This window comes from Caulobacter sp. GW821-FHT10A10 (assembly GCF_059415745.1).
Genome location: NZ_JBWKNV010000007.1, coordinates 305,300 through 322,091, shown reverse-complemented (window position 1 = coordinate 322,091; position 16,792 = coordinate 305,300). Strand labels below are relative to the sequence as shown.

Annotated in this window: 19 protein-coding genes; 16 read left to right on the top strand and 3 right to left on the bottom strand. The window is 69.7% G+C overall.

Translation table 11 applies throughout. The features are described from left to right. Nucleotides 1–7: 7 nt before the first annotated feature. The 15 genes from uppS (at nt 8) to AC07NS_RS20490 (ending at nt 14,999) form a co-directional block, all read left to right on the top strand. Nucleotides 8–784 (top strand): polyprenyl diphosphate synthase, encoded by a 777-nt coding sequence (gene uppS / locus AC07NS_RS20560; protein WP_494606233.1) that lies wholly within the window; start codon nt 8–10, stop codon nt 782–784. Beyond that, complete coding sequence (locus AC07NS_RS20555) at nt 744–1,589, top strand: phosphatidate cytidylyltransferase (protein WP_494606296.1); 846 nt, start codon at nt 744–746, stop codon at nt 1,587–1,589. Before uppS ends, AC07NS_RS20555 begins: the two co-directional genes overlap by 41 nt. Then, nucleotides 1,577–2,770 (top strand): 1-deoxy-D-xylulose-5-phosphate reductoisomerase, encoded by a 1,194-nt coding sequence (gene dxr, locus AC07NS_RS20550; protein WP_494606232.1) that lies wholly within the window; start codon nt 1,577–1,579, stop codon nt 2,768–2,770. Before AC07NS_RS20555 ends, dxr begins: the two co-directional genes overlap by 13 nt. Nucleotides 2,771–2,802: 32 nt before the next feature. Beyond that, nucleotides 2,803–3,999 carry a M50 family metallopeptidase gene (locus AC07NS_RS20545; RefSeq protein WP_494606231.1) on the top strand — a complete coding sequence of 399 codons (1,197 nt, stop codon included), beginning with the start codon at nt 2,803–2,805 and terminating at the stop codon, nt 3,997–3,999. A gap of 17 nt (nt 4,000–4,016) precedes the next feature. Continuing rightward, nucleotides 4,017–6,377 (top strand): outer membrane protein assembly factor BamA, encoded by a 2,361-nt coding sequence (gene bamA, locus AC07NS_RS20540; RefSeq protein ID WP_110117794.1) that lies wholly within the window; start codon nt 4,017–4,019, stop codon nt 6,375–6,377. Nucleotides 6,378–6,399: 22 nt separating this feature from the next. Next, on the top strand, nt 6,400–7,071 hold the full coding sequence (locus tag AC07NS_RS20535) for an OmpH family outer membrane protein (protein ID WP_494606229.1): 672 nt from the start codon (nt 6,400–6,402) through the stop codon (nt 7,069–7,071). Between the two features lie 135 nt (nt 7,072–7,206). Then, nucleotides 7,207–8,232 carry a UDP-3-O-(3-hydroxymyristoyl)glucosamine N-acyltransferase gene (gene lpxD / locus AC07NS_RS20530; protein WP_494606228.1) on the top strand — a complete coding sequence of 342 codons (1,026 nt, stop codon included), beginning with the start codon at nt 7,207–7,209 and terminating at the stop codon, nt 8,230–8,232. Beyond that, nucleotides 8,229–8,705, top strand: a complete 477-nt coding sequence (gene fabZ, locus AC07NS_RS20525) for a 3-hydroxyacyl-ACP dehydratase FabZ (protein WP_110117796.1) — start codon at nt 8,229–8,231, stop codon at nt 8,703–8,705. The genes lpxD and fabZ overlap by 4 nt, the downstream gene beginning before the upstream one ends. Continuing rightward, a complete protein-coding gene (gene lpxA, locus AC07NS_RS20520; RefSeq protein ID WP_110117797.1) occupies nt 8,702–9,496 on the top strand; it encodes an acyl-ACP--UDP-N-acetylglucosamine O-acyltransferase in 795 nt (264 codons plus the stop codon). The genes fabZ and lpxA overlap by 4 nt, the downstream gene beginning before the upstream one ends. Before the next feature lie 2 nt (nt 9,497–9,498). Further along, nucleotides 9,499–10,332, top strand: coding sequence for a UDP-2,3-diacylglucosamine diphosphatase (gene lpxI, locus AC07NS_RS20515; RefSeq protein ID WP_494606226.1), 834 nt, complete (start codon nt 9,499–9,501; stop codon nt 10,330–10,332). After that, the gene (gene lpxB / locus AC07NS_RS20510; RefSeq protein WP_494606224.1) at nt 10,332–11,543 is read left to right on the top strand and encodes a lipid-A-disaccharide synthase; all 1,212 of its coding nucleotides are present in this window, start codon (nt 10,332–10,334) and stop codon (nt 11,541–11,543) included. Before lpxI ends, lpxB begins: the two co-directional genes overlap by 1 nt. 69 nt (nt 11,544–11,612) lie before the next feature. After that, the gene (fliK, locus tag AC07NS_RS20505) at nt 11,613–13,298 is read left to right on the top strand and encodes a flagellar hook-length control protein FliK (RefSeq protein ID WP_494606222.1); all 1,686 of its coding nucleotides are present in this window, start codon (nt 11,613–11,615) and stop codon (nt 13,296–13,298) included. Continuing rightward, the gene (locus tag AC07NS_RS20500; RefSeq protein ID WP_494606220.1) at nt 13,295–13,558 is read left to right on the top strand and encodes an EscU/YscU/HrcU family type III secretion system export apparatus switch protein; all 264 of its coding nucleotides are present in this window, start codon (nt 13,295–13,297) and stop codon (nt 13,556–13,558) included. Before fliK ends, AC07NS_RS20500 begins: the two co-directional genes overlap by 4 nt. Nucleotides 13,559–13,651: 93 nt before the next feature. Beyond that, nucleotides 13,652–14,356, top strand: a complete 705-nt coding sequence (locus AC07NS_RS20495; RefSeq protein WP_494606218.1) for a glutathione S-transferase N-terminal domain-containing protein — start codon at nt 13,652–13,654, stop codon at nt 14,354–14,356. Nucleotides 14,357–14,426: 70 nt separating this feature from the next. After that, the gene (locus tag AC07NS_RS20490; RefSeq protein WP_494606217.1) at nt 14,427–14,999 is read left to right on the top strand and encodes a 2'-5' RNA ligase family protein; all 573 of its coding nucleotides are present in this window, start codon (nt 14,427–14,429) and stop codon (nt 14,997–14,999) included. A gap of 1 nt (nt 15,000) precedes the next feature. Here AC07NS_RS20490 and AC07NS_RS20485 read toward each other — a convergent pair whose 3' ends face one another. The 3 genes from AC07NS_RS20485 to AC07NS_RS20475 form a co-directional block, all read right to left on the bottom strand. Continuing rightward, nucleotides 15,001–15,195, bottom strand: coding sequence for a hypothetical protein (locus AC07NS_RS20485; RefSeq protein ID WP_110117803.1), 195 nt, complete (start codon nt 15,193–15,195; stop codon nt 15,001–15,003). Between the two features lie 71 nt (nt 15,196–15,266). Then, a complete protein-coding gene (locus AC07NS_RS20480) occupies nt 15,267–15,659 on the bottom strand; it encodes a YbaN family protein (protein ID WP_494606215.1) in 393 nt (130 codons plus the stop codon). Between the two features lie 40 nt (nt 15,660–15,699). Then, nucleotides 15,700–16,302 carry a biliverdin-producing heme oxygenase gene (locus AC07NS_RS20475; RefSeq protein ID WP_494606213.1) on the bottom strand — a complete coding sequence of 201 codons (603 nt, stop codon included), beginning with the start codon at nt 16,300–16,302 and terminating at the stop codon, nt 15,700–15,702. A 128-nt stretch (nt 16,303–16,430) separates the two neighbouring features. On the opposite strand from AC07NS_RS20475, the gene AC07NS_RS20470 reads away from it, so the two are divergent. Beyond that, nucleotides 16,431–16,778, top strand: coding sequence for an ArsC family reductase (locus tag AC07NS_RS20470; protein WP_494606211.1), 348 nt, complete (start codon nt 16,431–16,433; stop codon nt 16,776–16,778). Nucleotides 16,779–16,792 lie beyond the last annotated feature (14 nt).

The window sequence follows — 16,792 nt, the reverse complement described above, 5'->3', positions numbered from 1 at the left end:
AGAGCGCATGTCGCCGAAGACCGGCCTGCAGACCAAGACCGCGCGCCCCGGGGGCGAGGCCGGCGCGGGTCTGCATGCGGCCATCATCATGGACGGCAACGGCCGGTGGGCCAAGCGTCGCGGCATGCCGCGCGCGCTGGGCCACCGGGCCGGCGTCAACGCGCTGAAGCGCACGGTCGAGGGCGCGCCCTCGGCCGGCGTCGGCGTGTTGACGGTGTTCGGCTTCTCGACCGAGAACTGGCGCCGCCCGGCCCAGGAAGTCTCCGAGCTGATGGGTCTGCTCAAGGCCTATGTCGAATCGGACCTCGAACGCCTGAGCCGTGAAGGCGTCCGTGTGCGGATCGTCGGCCGGCGCACCGGCCTGTCGCCCGACGTGCTCGAAGTGATCGAGCGCGCCGAGCGCCGGACGGCCAACAATGACCGCTTCCTGCTGCAGGTGGCCTTCAACTACGGCGGCCAGGCCGACATCACCGACGCCGCGCGCCGCTTCGCCGAGCTGGTCGAGCGGGGCGAGGCGAGGGCGGCCGACCTGAACGAGCAGATGTTCGGCGGTTTCCTGTCGACCTCGGCCGCGCCCGCGCCGGACCTGATCGTCCGCACCAGCGGCGAGCACCGCATCTCCAACTTCCTGCTGTGGGAATGCGCCTACGCCGAACTGATCTTCCAGGATGTCCTGTGGCCCGACTACGGCCCCGAACATCTGGCCGCCGCCGTCGCGGAATATCGTAGCCGTGACCGGCGCTATGGAGGCATTGCGGCCGATGACGTCGCCGTCGCCGGCTAAGCGCTTCAACTGGGGCAATCTCTGGACGCGCGTGGCTTCGGCCACCGTGCTCGTTCCCACGGTCGTGGCCGCCGTCTGGCTGGGCGGCTACTGGTTCCTGGCGCTCGCCCTGGTCTGCGTGGGCCTTCTGGCCCGCGAATGGGGCAAGATCAGCGCCCCCAAGGCCCCCAACGCCGTTGGCGCCGTGGTCGCCGTGTTCTGCGCCGTGGCGGTGATCGCGGCCTTCCTGGCCCACTTCTTCGTCGCCTGGGCCGTCGTGCTGGCCGGCGCCTTCCTGGCCGGCCTGATCGCGCGCGGCGCCGTCGAGCGTCGGGCCGACGCGGCCTATGGCGTCATCTACATCGCCCCCGCCGTCATCGCGATGGTCTGGGTGCGCTCGCTGTCGGACGGCCTGTGGTGGACGCTGCTGCTGTTCGTCGTCACCTGGTTCGCCGACATCTTCGCCTATGCGACCGGCAGCGTGCTGAAGGGCCCCAAGCTGTGGCCCCGCATCTCGCCCAACAAGACCTGGTCGGGCTTCGTCGGCGGCCTCGTGGCGGCCACGCTGGGCGCCGTGGCGGTGTCCGAACTGGCCGGCCTGCGGCTGATCTGGCCGGCGGCGGCGCTGATCGGCCTGCTTGGCGGTCTGGCCACCATGGCCGGCGACCTGTGGGAATCGATGCTCAAGCGCCGCTTCGGCGTGAAGGACAGCGGCGACCTGATCCCCGGCCACGGCGGCCTGCTGGATCGCGTCGACGGTCTGATGTTCGCGGCCATCGTCGTGGCCGCCGTGCGTTTGATCGACCACTGGGGATGGGCTCATTGACCGCGTCCCGTAAGGTTGTGGTTCTGGGATCGACGGGGTCGATCGGCGTCTCCACCCTCGATCTCTTCGAACAGTCCAAGGTTCCGGTCGAGATCCTGGCCCTGGCCGCCGGCCGCAACGTCGAGCGCCTGGCGCAGCAGGCCCTGCACTGGCGGCCCAAGCTGGCGGTGATCGAGGACGAAAGCCTGCTTGGCGAGCTTCGCGAACGCCTGGCCGGTTCGGGCGTCGAAACTGCCGCCGGTCCGGCCGCGGTCGAGCAGGCCGCCGCCATGGGCGCCGACTGGGTGATGTCGGCCATCGTCGGCGCGGCGGGCCTGGCGCCCACCCTGGCCGCCGCCCGCACCGGCGCGGTCGTGGCCCTGGCCAACAAGGAAAGCCTGGTCTGCGCCGGTCCCGAACTGCTGCGCATCGCGCGCGAGGCCGGCGGGACGGTGATCCCGGTCGATTCCGAGCATTCGGCCATCTTCCAAGTGCTGCAGCCGGCGTGCCTGGACCGCGTCGCGCGCCTGATCCTCACCGCCTCGGGCGGCCCGTTCCGCACCTGGACCCGCGAGCAGATGGCCGCCGCCACGCCCGAGCAGGCGGTGGCTCACCCCAACTGGTCGATGGGGGCCAAGATTTCGGTCGATTCCGCCTCGATGATGAACAAGGGGCTGGAGATGATCGAAGCCTCCTACCTCTTCGACACGCCGGAAGAGCGCATCGGCGTCGTGATCCACCCGCAGTCCGTGATCCACAGCCTGGTGGAGTACACCGACGGCTCGACCCTGGCGCAGCTGGGTCCGCCGGACATGCGCAGCCCGATCTCCTACGCCTATTCTTGGCCCGAGCGCCTGGCTTGGCCTGCCAAGCCTCTGGATCTGGGCGCCTACGGCCAGTTGACCTTCGAGGATCCGGACCTCGAGCGGTTCCCGCTGCTGGGCGTCGCACGCGAGGCCTTGCGCCTCGGCGGCGGCGCGCCGACGGCGATGAACGCGGCCAATGAAGTGGCCGTCGCGGCTTTCCTTGACCGGCAGATCGGCTTTCTCGATATTGCCGCCTCGGTTGAGGGGACGCTTGAACGCATGAATGGGGTAGGGGACCTCGCCGTAACGGCGGGTGACGTTCTTGACACAGCCATGATGATCGACGGCTCGGCCCGCCGTATTGCGGCCGAGGTTGTCGCTCACAAGCGCCTTTAGTGAAGTGACCGGGGAGCTCTGATTCCAAGCCGATGATCAGTATTCTGATCTCGATCGTGTCGATGATCATCGTGCTGTCCGTCGTGGTGACGGTGCACGAGCTCGGACACTTCTGGGCGGCGCGCGCGTGCGGCGTCGCGATCGATCGTTTTTCGATCGGCTTCGGCTCGGCCCTGTTCTCCTGGCGCGACAAGCACGGCGTGGAGTGGCGGATCGCCTCGATCCCGTTGGGCGGCTACGTGCGCTTCGCCGGCGACGAGAACGCCGCCAGCGTGCCCGACCAGAACGACCTCGACGCCATGAAGGCCGAGATCGCCAAGCGCGAAGGCGCCGAGGCGGTCGGTAAGTACTTCCATTTCAAGCCGATCTGGCAGCGGGCGGTCATCGCCGCCGCCGGTCCGTTCGCCAACTTCGTGCTGGCGACCCTGATCTTCGCCGTCGTGCTGCTGGTCATCGGCGACCTGAAGTCGCCCGCCACCATCTCGGCCGTCACGCCGGGCAGCGCCGCCGCCGAAGCGGGCTTCCGTCCGGGCGACACCATCGTCCGCATCGACGGCCGCAAGGTGAAGGACTTCCAGCAGGTCCAGCGCTACGTGACCCTGCGCGCCAAGCTGCCGATCGCGTTCAGCGTCGAGCGCGGCGGCCAGACCGTCTCTCTGACCGCCACCCCGCGCCTGGTCGAGCAGAAGGACCAGTTCAGCGGCCGCGTGAAGGTCGGCCAGCTGGGTCTCGAAAGCCGCAGCCGGCCCTACCTGCAGAAGTCCAGCCTGCTCAGCGCCATCCCCGACGCCATCGGCCAGGTCTGGGACATGCTGAAGACCATCGCCTTCTATCTGGGCCGCCTGCTGACCGGTCAGCTGCCGGCCGACCAGATCAGCGGCATCATCGGCATCGGCCACTCGGCCGGCGCGGTGACCAAGGCCAGCGTCGAAGGCGCGCCTGACGTCGGCACGGTGATGCTGCGGCTGCTGTTCAACCAGCTGCTGTTCATCGCCAGCCTGTCGGTCAGCATCGGTTTCATGAACCTGCTGCCGATCCCCGTGCTCGATGGCGGCCATCTGCTGCTCTACGCCTACGAGGCCGTCTTCCGGCGTCCTCTGCGCGCCGACTTCCAGGCCGCCGGTTTCCGGGCTGGCCTTGCCTTGATCCTTTGTTTCATGCTGTTCGCGGCCTGGAACGACCTCAACCGCTTCGACGTGTTCAAATTCATCGGCGGCCTGTTCACGTGAACGCCGCCCGCCCGTCCATGATTGGTCCCATGAGCAAAATTCGCGCACACAGCGCCGCGTTCGCCACCGGCGTTGCGCTCCTCTTCGGCTCCACCGCCCTGATCGCGCCCCAGGCCGCGTTCGCCCAGGCCCAGACCTCGGGCGTGGTGCAGCGCATCGTCGTGCAGGGCAACGAGCGGATCGAAGCAGGCACCGTGCTGTCGTACCTGCCGATCCAGGCCGGCGAGACCGTCGATCCGGCCCGCCTCGACCTGGCGCTGAAGACCCTGGCGCGCACCGATCTCTTCGCCGACGTCTCGATCGAGCTGGTCGGCGGCGACCTGGTGGTCAAGGTCGTCGAGAACCCGATCATCAATCAGGTGGTCTTCGAGGGGAACTCGGCGCTCAAGGAAGACAAGCTGAAGGACGAGGTCCAGATCCGTCCGCGCGGCATTTTCACCCGCGCCAAGGTTCAGGCCGACGTTCAGCGCATCATCGAGCTCTACCGCCGCTCGGGCCGCATCTCGGCCACCGTGACCCCCAAGGTCGTCGAGCTGCCGCAGAAGCGCGTCGACCTGGTGTTCGAAATCAACGAAGGCCCCAAGAGCGGCGTCCTCGGCGTCAACTTCCTTGGCAACAAGGAGTTCTCGGACAACGAACTGGCCGACGTCATCGTCACCAAGGAGTCGCACTGGTACAAGTTCCTGACCAGCAACGACAACTACGACCCGGACCGTATCGAGTACGACCGCGAGCAGCTGCGTAAGTACTATCGCAACCGCGGCTTCTTCGACTTCCGCGTCGTGGCCTCGACGGCCGAGCTGGCCACCGACAAGAACGGCTTCGCGGTCACCTACACGATCGACGAAGGTCCCAAGTACAAGTTCGGCAAGGTCACCGTCGAAACCGAGCTGAAGAAGCTCGACGGCAACCTGCTGGCCCAGATCCTGCCGATCAAGACCGGTCAGATCTACGAAGACGAGCGCATCGAGCAGGCCACCGACGCCCTGACCTTCGCGGCGGGCGCGGCCGGCTTCGCCTTCGTGGACGTGCGTCCGCGCTACGTGCCCAACCGCGAGACCCAGACGGTCGACGTGGTGTTCCAGGTGCGTGAAGGCCCGCGGGTCTACGTCGATCGCATCGACATCGTCGGCAACACCCGCACCCTCGACTACGTCCTGCGCCGCGAAATGGAAGTCGCCGAAGGCGACGCCTACAACCGTGTGCTGGTCGACCGGTCGCGCAACAACATGCGCCGCCTGGGCTTCTTCAAGGACGTCAACATCGAGGAAGTGCCGAGCAGCGCCCCCGACCGCACCGCCCTGCGCGTGAAGGTCGAGGAGCAGCCGACCGGCGAACTGTCGTTCAGCGCCGGCTACAGCTCGGTCGATCAGCTGGTGCTCGACGTCGGCGTCACCGAGCGGAACTTCCGCGGCCGCGGCCAGAACCTGCGCGCCCGCGTGTCGGTCGGCTCGCTGCGTCAGCAGGTCGACTTCGCCTTCACCGAGCCGCGCTTCCTGGGCCGCAACCTGGCCGCCGGCGTGAACCTCTATTCGTATCGCTACGACCTCAGCGACTACGCAGCCTACGACACCAAGTCGATCGGCGGCGGCTTCACCCTGGGCTTCGGCCTGACCCAGAACACCTCGATGAGCCTGCGCTACACCCTGCGCCAGGACGAGGTGGACGTGGCCGACAGCTACTGCACCGCCGGCACCGTCTCGGCGATCCTCTGCCTGCAGCGCGGCGCCTACATGACCTCGCTGGTCGGCTACGGCCTGCGTCTGGACAAGCGGAACGATCCGCTGCGTCCGACCCGCGGCTTCTTCGCCGACCTGAACCAGGACCTGGCCGGTTTCGGCGGCGACGTGAACTACCTCAAGACCGAGGTGGACGGCGGCTGGTACTGGGGCTTCAACAAGGACTTCGTCCTGCAGGCCACCGGTTCGGCCGGCTACATCGAGGGGTGGGGCGGCGACAGCGTCCGCATCAACGACCGCTTCTACAAGGGCGGTTCCAGCTTCCGCGGCTTCGAGACCGCCGGTATCGGCCCGCGCGACACCTCGACCGACAGCAGCGCCCTGGGCGCCAAGCTGTACGCCATCGGTTCGCTGGAGCTGAGCATCCCGACCTTCCTGCCCGAGCAGTACGGCATCAAGGCCGCCCTGTTCACCGACTTCGGCACCGCCGGTCAGCTGGATGACGTCGATCGCCAAAGTTCGACCGGAGTCTTCGACGAAAACATCCGGGACAACCTCGGTCTGCGGGCTTCCGCCGGCATCAGCATCGACTGGAAGTCGCCCATGGGTCCCATCCGGTTCGACATCAGCCAGATCCTGAAGAAGGAAGACTACGACCGGACGGAAACCTTCCGCTTCTCCACTTCAACCCGTTTCTAATCTCCACAAGGCTCCTGACAGCATGTCCTCCAAGTTCTTCGCCGCGGCCGCTTCGGGCCTGGCCGCGCTCGCCGTGGCTTCCGGCGCTTTCGCTCAAGCCGCCGCTCCGCTCGCCAAGGCTCCGGCCGCCCCGGCCGCTCCGCCGATCACCCACGGTGCGGCGATCCCGAGCCTGTGCGTGTTCTCGGCCGGCGCCGTGCGCGGCACCTCGAAAACCGGCCAGGCGCTCGACGCCCGCCTGAAGGCCCTGCAGGCCACGGCCGAGACGCCGCTGGCCGCCCGTGAAAAGGCCCTGCAGACCAAGATCGACGCCTTCAACGCCGCCGCCAAGACCCCGGCCGCCGACATCACCGCTCGCGAAAAGCAGAAGTCGGACCTGGAACTGGAGCAGAGCGCTCTGCAGCGTGACGCCGCCCACACCCAGATGGAACTGGTCGCCACGGCCAACACCGCCCAGGGCCTGTACCAGACTGAACTGCAGCCGGCCGTGATCGCCGCCTACCAGCAAAAGGCCTGCGGCCTGCTGGTCGAGCGCAACGCCGTGGCCATCTTCAACCCGGCCATGGACATCACCCCGCAGGTCGTCAGCCTGCTGGACGCCCGCGGCAAGGCCGCGTCGTTCCAGGCCCTGGAACGCACCAAGCTGACCCCGCAGCAGGCCGCCCAGCTGGCCGCCGAACTGCAGCGGAACTAAGGACTAAGAGGGCCCCGCCCGGCTTCTCGCCGGGCGGGCGCCTTCCGTTACGGCATTGACTCGGGACGGCTTTCGGCCGCCTACACTTCGTCCGTATCGGGCGATTCCCGGGACGGCCGTCGTCGAGAGGTTTCCATGCCGGACCCCCGCTTTTTCGAGACCCTGGGTCCGGTTTCCGTGTCCGATCTGGCCCTGGCCGGCGGCGCGGAACTGGCTGATCCGACCCTGGGCGAGCGCCTGATCGCCACCGTCGCGCCGCTGGACGGCGCCGGGCCTGACGCCGTCTCCTTCCTTTCCGATCCGCGCCGGGCCGCCGGCCTGTCGGCCTGCAAGGCAGGCGCGATCTTCATGAAGCCCCAGCATCGCGAGTTCGCGCCGGAAGGCTGCGCAGCGCTGCTCACCCCCCATCCCCAGGCCGCCTGGGCCGCCGCCGTCGCGCGCCTCTACGCGCCGCGCCGCCACGAGCCGGGCTCGGCCGCCATCCATCCGTCCGCCGTGCTGGAGGAGGGCGTGCGCCTGTCGCCCGGCGCGGTGATCGGCCAGGACGTGCGCATCGGCCGAGGCACTGTGATCGGTCCCGGCGCGGTGGTCGGTCCCGGCGTCGCCATCGGCCGCGACTGCGTCATCGGCGCCAACGCCGTGGTCGGCTTTGCTTTGATCGGCGACCGCGTCAGCCTGCACGCCGGTTCGGCGGTGGGCGAGGCCGGGTTTGGCGCGGCCGGTGGCCCCAAGGGCGTCGTCGACCTGCCGCAGCTTGGCCGCGTGGTCCTGCAGGACGGCGTCACCCTGGGCGCCAACAGCTGCATCGACCGGGGCGCGTTCGACGACACCACGGTGGGCGAAAACACCAAGATCGATAATCTGGTCCACGTTGCGCACAATGTGCAGCTTGGCCGAAACTGCCTGCTGGCGGCCTATACCGGGCTGTCGGGCAGCACGGTCGTCGGCGACGGCGTCGCCTTCGGCGGCAAGGCCGGCGTCGCCGACCACTTGACGATCGGCGCCGGCGCCAGCATCGGGGCCTCGGCCTCGGTGTTCAAGGACGTGCCGGCCGGTGAGACATGGACAGGGTTTCCCGCGCGCCCCATCAAGCGGTGGCTGAGGGAAACGGCATGGCTGTCGCGCAGCGCGCGCAGTCGGGGGATGAAAGACGAGGCATGAGCCAGACCGAAACCGCGGCCGCGCAGACCGACATCGACATCGCCGAGATCCTCAACCGGATCCCGCACCGCTATCCGTTCCTGCTGGTCGATCGCGCCGAAGCCTACGTCCCGCACCAGTCGATCGTCGGCATCAAGTGCGTGACCGTCAACGAGCCGTTCTTCCAGGGCCACTTCCCGGGCAACCCGGTGATGCCCGGCGTGCTGATCATCGAAGCTCTGGCCCAGACGGGCGCGGTGCTGATGAGCAAGTCGCTGGAAGTCGACACCGAGGGCAAGACGATCTTCTTCATGTCGGTCGACAACGCCCGCTTCCGCAACCCCGTGCGCCCGGGCGACGTCCTGCGCATGGAGGTCGAGGTGCTTCGCGCGCGCTCGACCATCTTCAAGTTCAAGGGCGTGGCCAAGATCGGCGACAAGGTCGCCGCCGAGGTCGAGTTCGCCGCCATGGTCGTGGAGACCCCGACGAAATGACCAAAGTCCATCCGACCGCCATCGTCGACGCCGCCGCCAAGCTGGGCGCGGACGTCGAAATCGGGCCGTTCTGCATCGTCGGCCCCGACGTGACCCTGGGCGACCGCGTGCGCCTGCTGTCGCATGTGGTGGTCGATGGCGTCACCACCATCGGCGAGGACACCGTGGTCCACGCCTTCTCGGCCCTGGGCGGCCCGCCGCAGCACCTGGGCTACAAGGGCGAGCGCACGCAGCTGGTCATCGGTCCGCGCAACACGATCCGCGAGCAGGTGACGATGAACACCGGCACGGCCTCGGGCCGCGGCGTGACCACCATCGGCGCTGACGGCTTCTTCATGGCCGAGGCCCACGTGGCCCACGACTGCACGGTCGGCGACAATGTCGTGCTGGCCAAGGGCGCGACCCTGGGCGGCCATGTCGACGTCGGCAACTTCGTGTTCGTCGGCGGCCTGGCGGCCATCCACCAGTTCTCGCGCGTCGGCCGCTACAGCTTCATCGGCGGCCTGGCCGCCGTGACCAAAGACGTCATTCCGTACGGTTCGGTGTGGGGCAACCACGCCCACCTCGAGGGCCTGAACCTCGTGGGCCTCAAGCGCCGCGGCTTCTCGCGCGAGGCGATCAACGCCCTGCGCTCGGCCTACCGCATGATGTTCGCCGACGAAGGCACCTTCCAGGAGCGCCTGGACGACGCGGCCGAGACCTACGCCTCTATTCCCGAGGTGATGGAAATCATCGCGTTCATCCGCGACGAGGGCAACCGGCCGCTCTGCCTGCCCGAGCGCGAGGTCTAGCCTTGCGCAAGCTCGGACTGATCGCCGGCGGCGGGGCCCTGCCGATCGAACTGGCCGCCCACTGCGAGCGCGCCGCGCGTCCGTTCGCCGTCATGCGGCTCAAGGGCTTCGCCGATGCGACGCTGGAGCAGTACGCGGGCATCGAGGTCGGCCTCGCCGAGTTCGGCAAGGCCTTCAAGGCGCTGAAGGACGAGGGCTGCGAGGCTGTCTGCTTCGCCGGCACGGTCGACCGCCCCGACTTCTCGGCCCTGATCCCGGATTTCCGGGGCGTGAAGGTGCTGCCGGGCCTGATCAAGGCTGCGCGCGAGGGCGATGATGCTTTGCTGCGCCGCGTGCTGACCGAGTTCGAGAAGGAAGGCTTCGTCGTCGAGGGCGCCCACGAGGTGCGCGGCGAGATGACTCTGCCGAGCGGATCGCTGGGCCGCTACGCCCCGCGCGCCGAGCACGGCGCCGACATCGACCGCGCCCTGACCGTCGCCCGCGCCATCGGGGGGCTCGACGTGGGGCAGGGGGCCGTGGTCTGCGACGGCCTCGTCCTGGCCGTCGAGGCCCAGGAAGGCACCGACGCCATGCTGCGCCGGGTGGCCGACCTGCCGCAGGCGATCCGCGGCTGTCCCGAGGCGCCCAAGGGCGTTCTGGCCAAGGCGCCCAAGCCGATCCAGGAGACCAAGGTCGATCTGCCGACCATCGGCGTCGCCACCATCCAGCGCGCCGCGCGCGCGGGCCTGGCCGGCGTGGTCGGCGAGGCCGGCCGCCTGCTGATCGTCGATCGTGAGCAGGTCATCGCCTGCGCCGACGACCTGGGCCTCTTCGTCTACGGCGTCGAGCCGGGCTGATGACTGTTGAGACGTCCGCCGGCCGGCCGCTGACGGTCATGCTGGTCGCGGCCGAGGCTTCGGGCGACAATCTGGGCGCGGGTCTGGCCCGCGTGCTGCGGGCGCGCCTGGGCGATCAGGTCCGCTTCGTGGGCCTCGGCGGCGCGCGCATGGCCGCCGAAGGGGTGCAGAGCCCGTTCGACATCGCCGAACTGTCGATCCTGGGCCTGTTTGAAGGCCTGAAGGCCTATCCGCGCGTCCTGCGCCGCCTGAAAGACGTCGAGGCCGTGGCTGTGCGCGAAAAGCCCGATGTGGCCGTGCTTATCGACTCCTGGGGCTTCAACATCCGCCTGGCCAGGCGCCTGCGCGCGCTCGACCCGTCGATCGCCCTGATCAAGTACGTCGCGCCGCAGGTCTGGGCCTCGCGTCCGGGCCGGGCGGCGACCCTGGCCCAGGCCGTCGATCTGCTGCTGGCCACCCAGCCCATGGACAAGCCGTTCTTCGACGCCGTTGGCCTGCCCAGCGTCTTCGTCGGCAATCCGGCCCTGGCCCGCGACTTCAGCGGCGCCGACGCCGCCCGCGCCCGCGCCGCGGTCGGGGCTGGCCCGGACGATCCGATCCTGGCCGTCCTGCCGGGCAGTCGTCCGTCCGAGATCGAGCGCGTGCTGCCGGCCTTCGAGGACGCCGTGCGGATCCTGAAAGCCGAGCGCCCGGGCCTGCACGTCGTCGTGCCCGCCGCCTCGACCGTGGCGGCGGCCGTGAAGGCCCGCGTCGCCGGCTGGCCGTTCCGCGCCCATGTCATCGAGGACGACCACGCCAAGGACGACGCCATGAAGGCCGCCACCGTGGCCCTGGCCTGCTCGGGCACGGTGACCATCGAGCTGGCCCTGGCCGGCGCGCCCATGGTGGTCGGCTACAAGATCGGCGCGATCAGCTACGCGCTCCTCAAACGGCTGATGACCCCGCGCTGGGTGACCCTGTTCAACATCGCCGCCGACCGCGAGGTCGCGCCCGAGCTGCTGCAGCACGACTGCACCGGTGAGCGCCTGGCGGCCGAGTTGGCCCTTCGCCTCGACGACCCGGCTTTGCGCGAGCGCCAGGTGGCCGAGCAGTACGCGGCCCTCGACAAGCTGGGGCGCGGCATGCCTGATCCGGCCGAAGCCGCCGCCGACGCCATGCTCGCCTTTCTGGAAAGCCGAGCCGCCCAAAGTCGAGACGCTGGGCGGGCTTAAGACCCGCTTCACGCCTGTGGATTAATCTTGCGGAAACCCTGCGCGCATCGCGCGCTCGTGGAGCCCGCCGTGTCGGTTCAACCGCTTGGACCCGCTGTCCCGACGTCCGCCTCGGTGATGCCGACGGCGATGGTCGCGCCCGCCGGTCCGCAAGGCGGTCAAACCGGGCAGCCGGGCCTGCCGCCGCCGGCCATGCTGGCCCAGAAGGCCCTGGCCGAAGCCGCCGAGACCCTGGGAAAGATCGCCACCGAGGCGGGCGCCCAGGCCGCCCCCGAAGCGGCCGACACCGTCGAGAGCCTGCTGAAGGGCGGGGCGACGGGCCAGGCCCGCGAAATCCTGCTGTCCAGCCCCACGGTGCAGGCCAAGGCCGTCTCCGACCTCGTCGGCCGCGCCGCGCCCGCCCAGGGCGGCATGGCCCCTCTGCTGGCCGACCTGGAGCGTGTCACGACCTCGCCCGACGCTCCCGCCGTGGTCCGCCAGGCCGCCGCCAACATGCTGGCCCTGCGCTCGCCGATCGACGGCGCGGTGACCGCCGGCGAGATCCGCCAGGCCTTCAGCCGTTCGGGCCTGTTCATGGAGCAGCGCCTGGCCGAGGAGGCCGAGCCTGGCGGCGCACCTCTGGCGGCAAAGGACCTCAAGGCCGCCATGCTGGTGCTGCGCGCCGCTGTCGCTAGCTGGAGCGCCCAGACGGGCCCGGCCGGAGCGTCGTCCACGGCGGCTTCCGCGACGCCGTCGCCGACACCGTCGGCCGCTGGATCGACCTCTGCCGCCGTCGCGACGCCATCGGCCTTGCCTGCTCCGGTCCAGGCCGATGCCGACCCGGTGTTGACCTCGACCATCCCGACGGCCGGCGCGCCTTCGCAGCCCGGCGTGGCGGAGGCGGGGACTCCGACCCCGCTCGCCCGTCCTGCGTCGGCCTCCGCCACGTCCGGCGAGCCCGAGACGGCGCCTTCCCCGCCGGCGACGCCCGACGAAGCCGCCGAGACGCCTGTCGCCCGCTTCCTGGCCGCCGTCGCGCCGCGCCCGACGCCGGCGCAGGCCGCCCAGCCGGCCGCCGCCCTGTTCGTCCTGGCCCAGGAGGCCGCCGCCGGCTTCGAGGAGCCGGTGATCCGCCAGCCCCTGGTCCAGACGCCTCTGACGCCCCCCGGTAAGGGACCGCCGCCGCCGTTCGCGGGCGGTCCGGTCGTCGCCCAGGCGGCCGTGACCTCGACCCTGGCCCACGACGCCGCGCCCGCCACGATGGCTCATCAACTGTCGAAGGGCGTCGACGCCGCCTTGGCCCGGCAGGAGCTGATGCAGGCCGCCTCGCTGCCCGAGCGAGCCGACGCCGCTCGGGCCGCCCAGCCCCTCGATGGGCGCGCGGTCGAAGAGAAGACCGGTCCCCGCTGGGTATTCGACGTGCCCTTCGCCACGCCTCAGGGCTCGTCCGTCGCCCAGTTCGAGATCAGTCGCGACGGCGGAGGAGGTGGAGCCGCCGGCGGTCCGGACGAGGCCCGCACCTGGAAGGTGCGCTTCTCGCTCGACGTCGAGCCCATGGGCCGCATCGACGCCCAACTGGCCTTGACCGGCGAGCGGGCCCGCGTGTCGCTGTGGGCGGAGCGGACCGAGACCATGACCCGCCTGCGCGGCGGCCAGGAAATCCTCGACGCCGCCCTGCGCGAGGCCGCCCTGGAGCCGGAAGTGGCCTTCCACGCCTCGCCCGCGCCCGTCGCCGCGCCGCCGGCGCCTGGCCGCTTCGTGGACCGCGCCACATGACCCGCGTTTCCGGTCCCCGCATCGCCGTCGCCCTGCGCTACGACGCGCCCGACGCCCCGCGCGTGGTCGCCAGTGGCCGCGGCTGGGTGGGCGACAAGATCGTCGAGACCGCCCGCGAGCACGGCGTGCCGCTGGAGGAGAACCCGGCCCTGGCCCAGGCCCTTTCGACCATCCCGATGGAGGAGGAGATCCCCGAGGCGCTGTATGTCGCGGTGGCCGAGATCCTGGGCTTCATCCTGCGGACCGCCGGCAAGAACTAAGATCCTAGAACTGAAACCAATAAAGTTGCGATAGGGGGCTGGGGATCGCCCGGGCGGCGCCTATATCGACCGGGACCCTTCCCAGGAGCTCCCATGTCCGACCTCTCGGCCTTCCCGATCGCCAGCCGCTGGCCCGCCGCCCATCCTGACCGCATCCAGCTCTATTCGCTGCCCACGCCCAATGGCGTGAAGGTGTCGATCATCCTGGAAGAACTGGGCCTGCCGTACGAGCCGCACACGATCGACATCGGCAAGAACGAGACCTGGACCCCGGAATTCCTCAGCCTCAACCCCAACGGCAAGATCCCGGCGATCATCGATCCCGACGGTCCGGGCGGCAAGCCGCTGGGCCTGTTCGAGAGCGGCGCGATCCTCGTCTATCTGGCCGAGAAGACCGGCAAGCTGCTGCCGTCCGATCCGGCCGCCCGCTACGAGACCCTGCAGTGGGTGTTCTTCCAGATGGCCGCCGTCGGCCCGATGTTCGGCCAGCTGGGCTTCTTCCATAAGTTCGCCGGCCGCGAATACGAGGACAAGCGCCCGCTAGAGCGCTATCGCGCCGAGAGCCAGCGCCTGCTGGGCGTGCTGGAGACCCGCCTGGAAGGCCGCGACTGGATCATGGGCGACGACTACACGATCGCCGACATCGCCACCCTGGGTTGGGTGCGCAACCTCGTGGGCTTCTACGAGGCGGCTGATCTGGTCGACTACAAGAGCCTGAAGAACGTCCCGGCCTGGCTGGAGCGGGGTCTCGCCCGGCCGGCCGTGCAGCGCGGCCTCAACATCCCGGCGCGTCCGTAGTCGCGGAGGGGCGGACGGCGAGCGCCGTCCGCCCTTTCAACGACCGCCGATTCCGCCCAAGAAAACGGGCATGTCGCTCTTTCCCGAACTCGACGTTCCGCCGTCCGACCGCCTGTTCTTCGGGATCTTCCCCGAGCCGCCGGTCGCCGAGGCCATCGCCGGCCGGGCGCGCGACCTGAAGCGTCGTCTTGGGCTCTCCGGCGCACCGCTGACGCCCGACCGCTTCCACGTCACCCTGCACCACATCGGCGACTATGCCGGCCTGCCGCGCGGCATCGTCGCCCAGGCGCTGGAAGCCGGCGCCGCCGTCGCCGCGACCTCGACGCCGTTCGACGTGGCCTTCGACAAGGCCGCCAGCTTCAACAACCGCGGCAACAACCCCTTCGTCCTGCAGGGCGGGGAGGGACTCTCCGAGTTACACACCTTCCAGAAGGCCTTGGGTCTGGCCATGGCCCATGCCGGCCTCGGCAAGCAGGTCGCCCGCCAGTTCAATCCGCACGTGACGCTGCTCTACGACCGCGGCCTGGCGCCCGAAACGGCGGTCGAACCGGTGTCATGGCCGGTTTCCGAGTTCGTGCTGATCCACAGCCTGCTGGGCCAGACCCGGCACATCGTGCTCGGGCGCTGGCCCCTTCAGGGGTGAATTAGCGGTCCTGCACGTTGCCTGAATGACTGGTGTTCTGGCGCAGGTTCCCGTGCCGGCCCTGTTCGGCCAGGTTGACGTCGGCGTTGCCGGGGTCGGGCGACTGCAGGTCCTCGCGGCTGGCGTGGCCTTCGATGTCGGGCTTCTGGCCCTTGAAGGCGCGCTGCTCCGGCGGGATGGGCGGGGCTTTGGACATGGCTTCCTCCGGATGGTTGTGGGGAAGAAAACCATCGGGACGCGTCGCCCGTTCCTAGCGCCAAGCTCCCGTCAGGCCGTCGGCGGCTCCGGTCGCGAGACGACGAAGGCCGCGCAGGCGGCCATGATCGCGCCCACCAGCAGGCCCAGCCACAGCTTGGGCCGCGCCGCCAGCAGGAACACCGCCATGCCGCCGGCCATCCCCAGGCACGCGGCGATCTTGGCCTTGCGGGGAATGGCCTTGTTCGCCCGCCAGGCCCGCACCGAGGGACCGAATTTCGGGTGGTTCAGCAGCCAGGCCTCGAGTTTGGGCGAAGACTTGCCGAAGCAGCCGGCCGCCAGGATCAGGAACACCGTCGTCGGCATCAGCGGCAGGAAGGCGCCGATGATCCCCAGCGCCGTGAACGCGAAACCGGCGATCAGATAGCCGATCCGCACCCCGCGCGACGTGGCGGGTGCGCTCACGGCTTCGAGGCCCGTGGGGGGCAGTTCAACGGCGGGGGCTTCAGCGGAAGGCGGTGTCGACATAGGCCTGCACCTGCGAAAAGGCGGCTTTCGCCCCGGCTATGGCGCGGGCCTCTCCGGCCGCGTCGAGATCGGCCGCGTCCAGCGCGGCGGTGAACTGGCGCCAATGGGCGGCGCGACCGTCGGGATGGCCTGCCAGGTGGCGCGCGCCGAAGGTCTCATTCAACCCCAGCTTGGCGGCCGCCTTGAACAGGAACGCCGCGCCCAGGTTCGAGCCCTCGGCGACGTACAGCCAGCCCAGCGCCGTCGCCAGGTCCGGCTCGGCGTCGGCGGTGAAGGCCGGCGGTGGCGGGTCTCCCAGGCCGGGCAGGCCAAGATCGGCGCGGTCGGCCTCGATCGCCGCCAGCCGCCGGCGGCCGTCCAGGTCCGGCAGGCGCTGGGCCAGTTCGGGCCGCTGGTAGAGGCCGTCGATGTCGCGATGAAAGCGCTGCTGCACCTCCAGGAACCGTCCATAGCGCTCGCGATCCTCGAACGGCCGGCCGGCCATGATGCTCTTGTCGAGCCGCTCGTGGGTCTGGGTCGTTCCGGCCTTCAGGCGCTTGGCGAGGCTTTCGGCGTTGGCGAGATCGGTCATGGCGTTCATGGGGTGAATGTCGCCCCCTCGCGATTGAGACGCAACTGCTCTGGATCAAATCCGCCGCGCTCTTTGGCGAAAATGCTAATCCGTCGGGGAAGAGCCCGACTCGCGGGCGAAGTTCTGGAGCGCGTCCGGTGACGGTGACGATCTACGGCATCAAGGCCTGCGACACGATGAAGAAGGCCCGCACCTGGCTCGACGAGCGCGGTGTCGCCTACGCCTTCCACGACTACAAGGTCGCCGGGATCGACCGCGCCAGCGTCGAGGGCTGGGTCGCCCAGCTGGGCTGGGAAACGGTGCTGAACCGCGCCGGCACGACCTTCCGCAAGCTGCCCGATGCCGACAAGACCGGGATCGACGCGGCCAAGGCCGTCGACCTGATGCTGGCCCAGCCGTCGATGATCAAGCGGCCGATCCTGGATATCGACGGCAAGCTGCTGGCCGGCTTCAAGCCCGACGCCTACGCTGCGGCTCTCGCCTGAAGCGCGAAACAGCA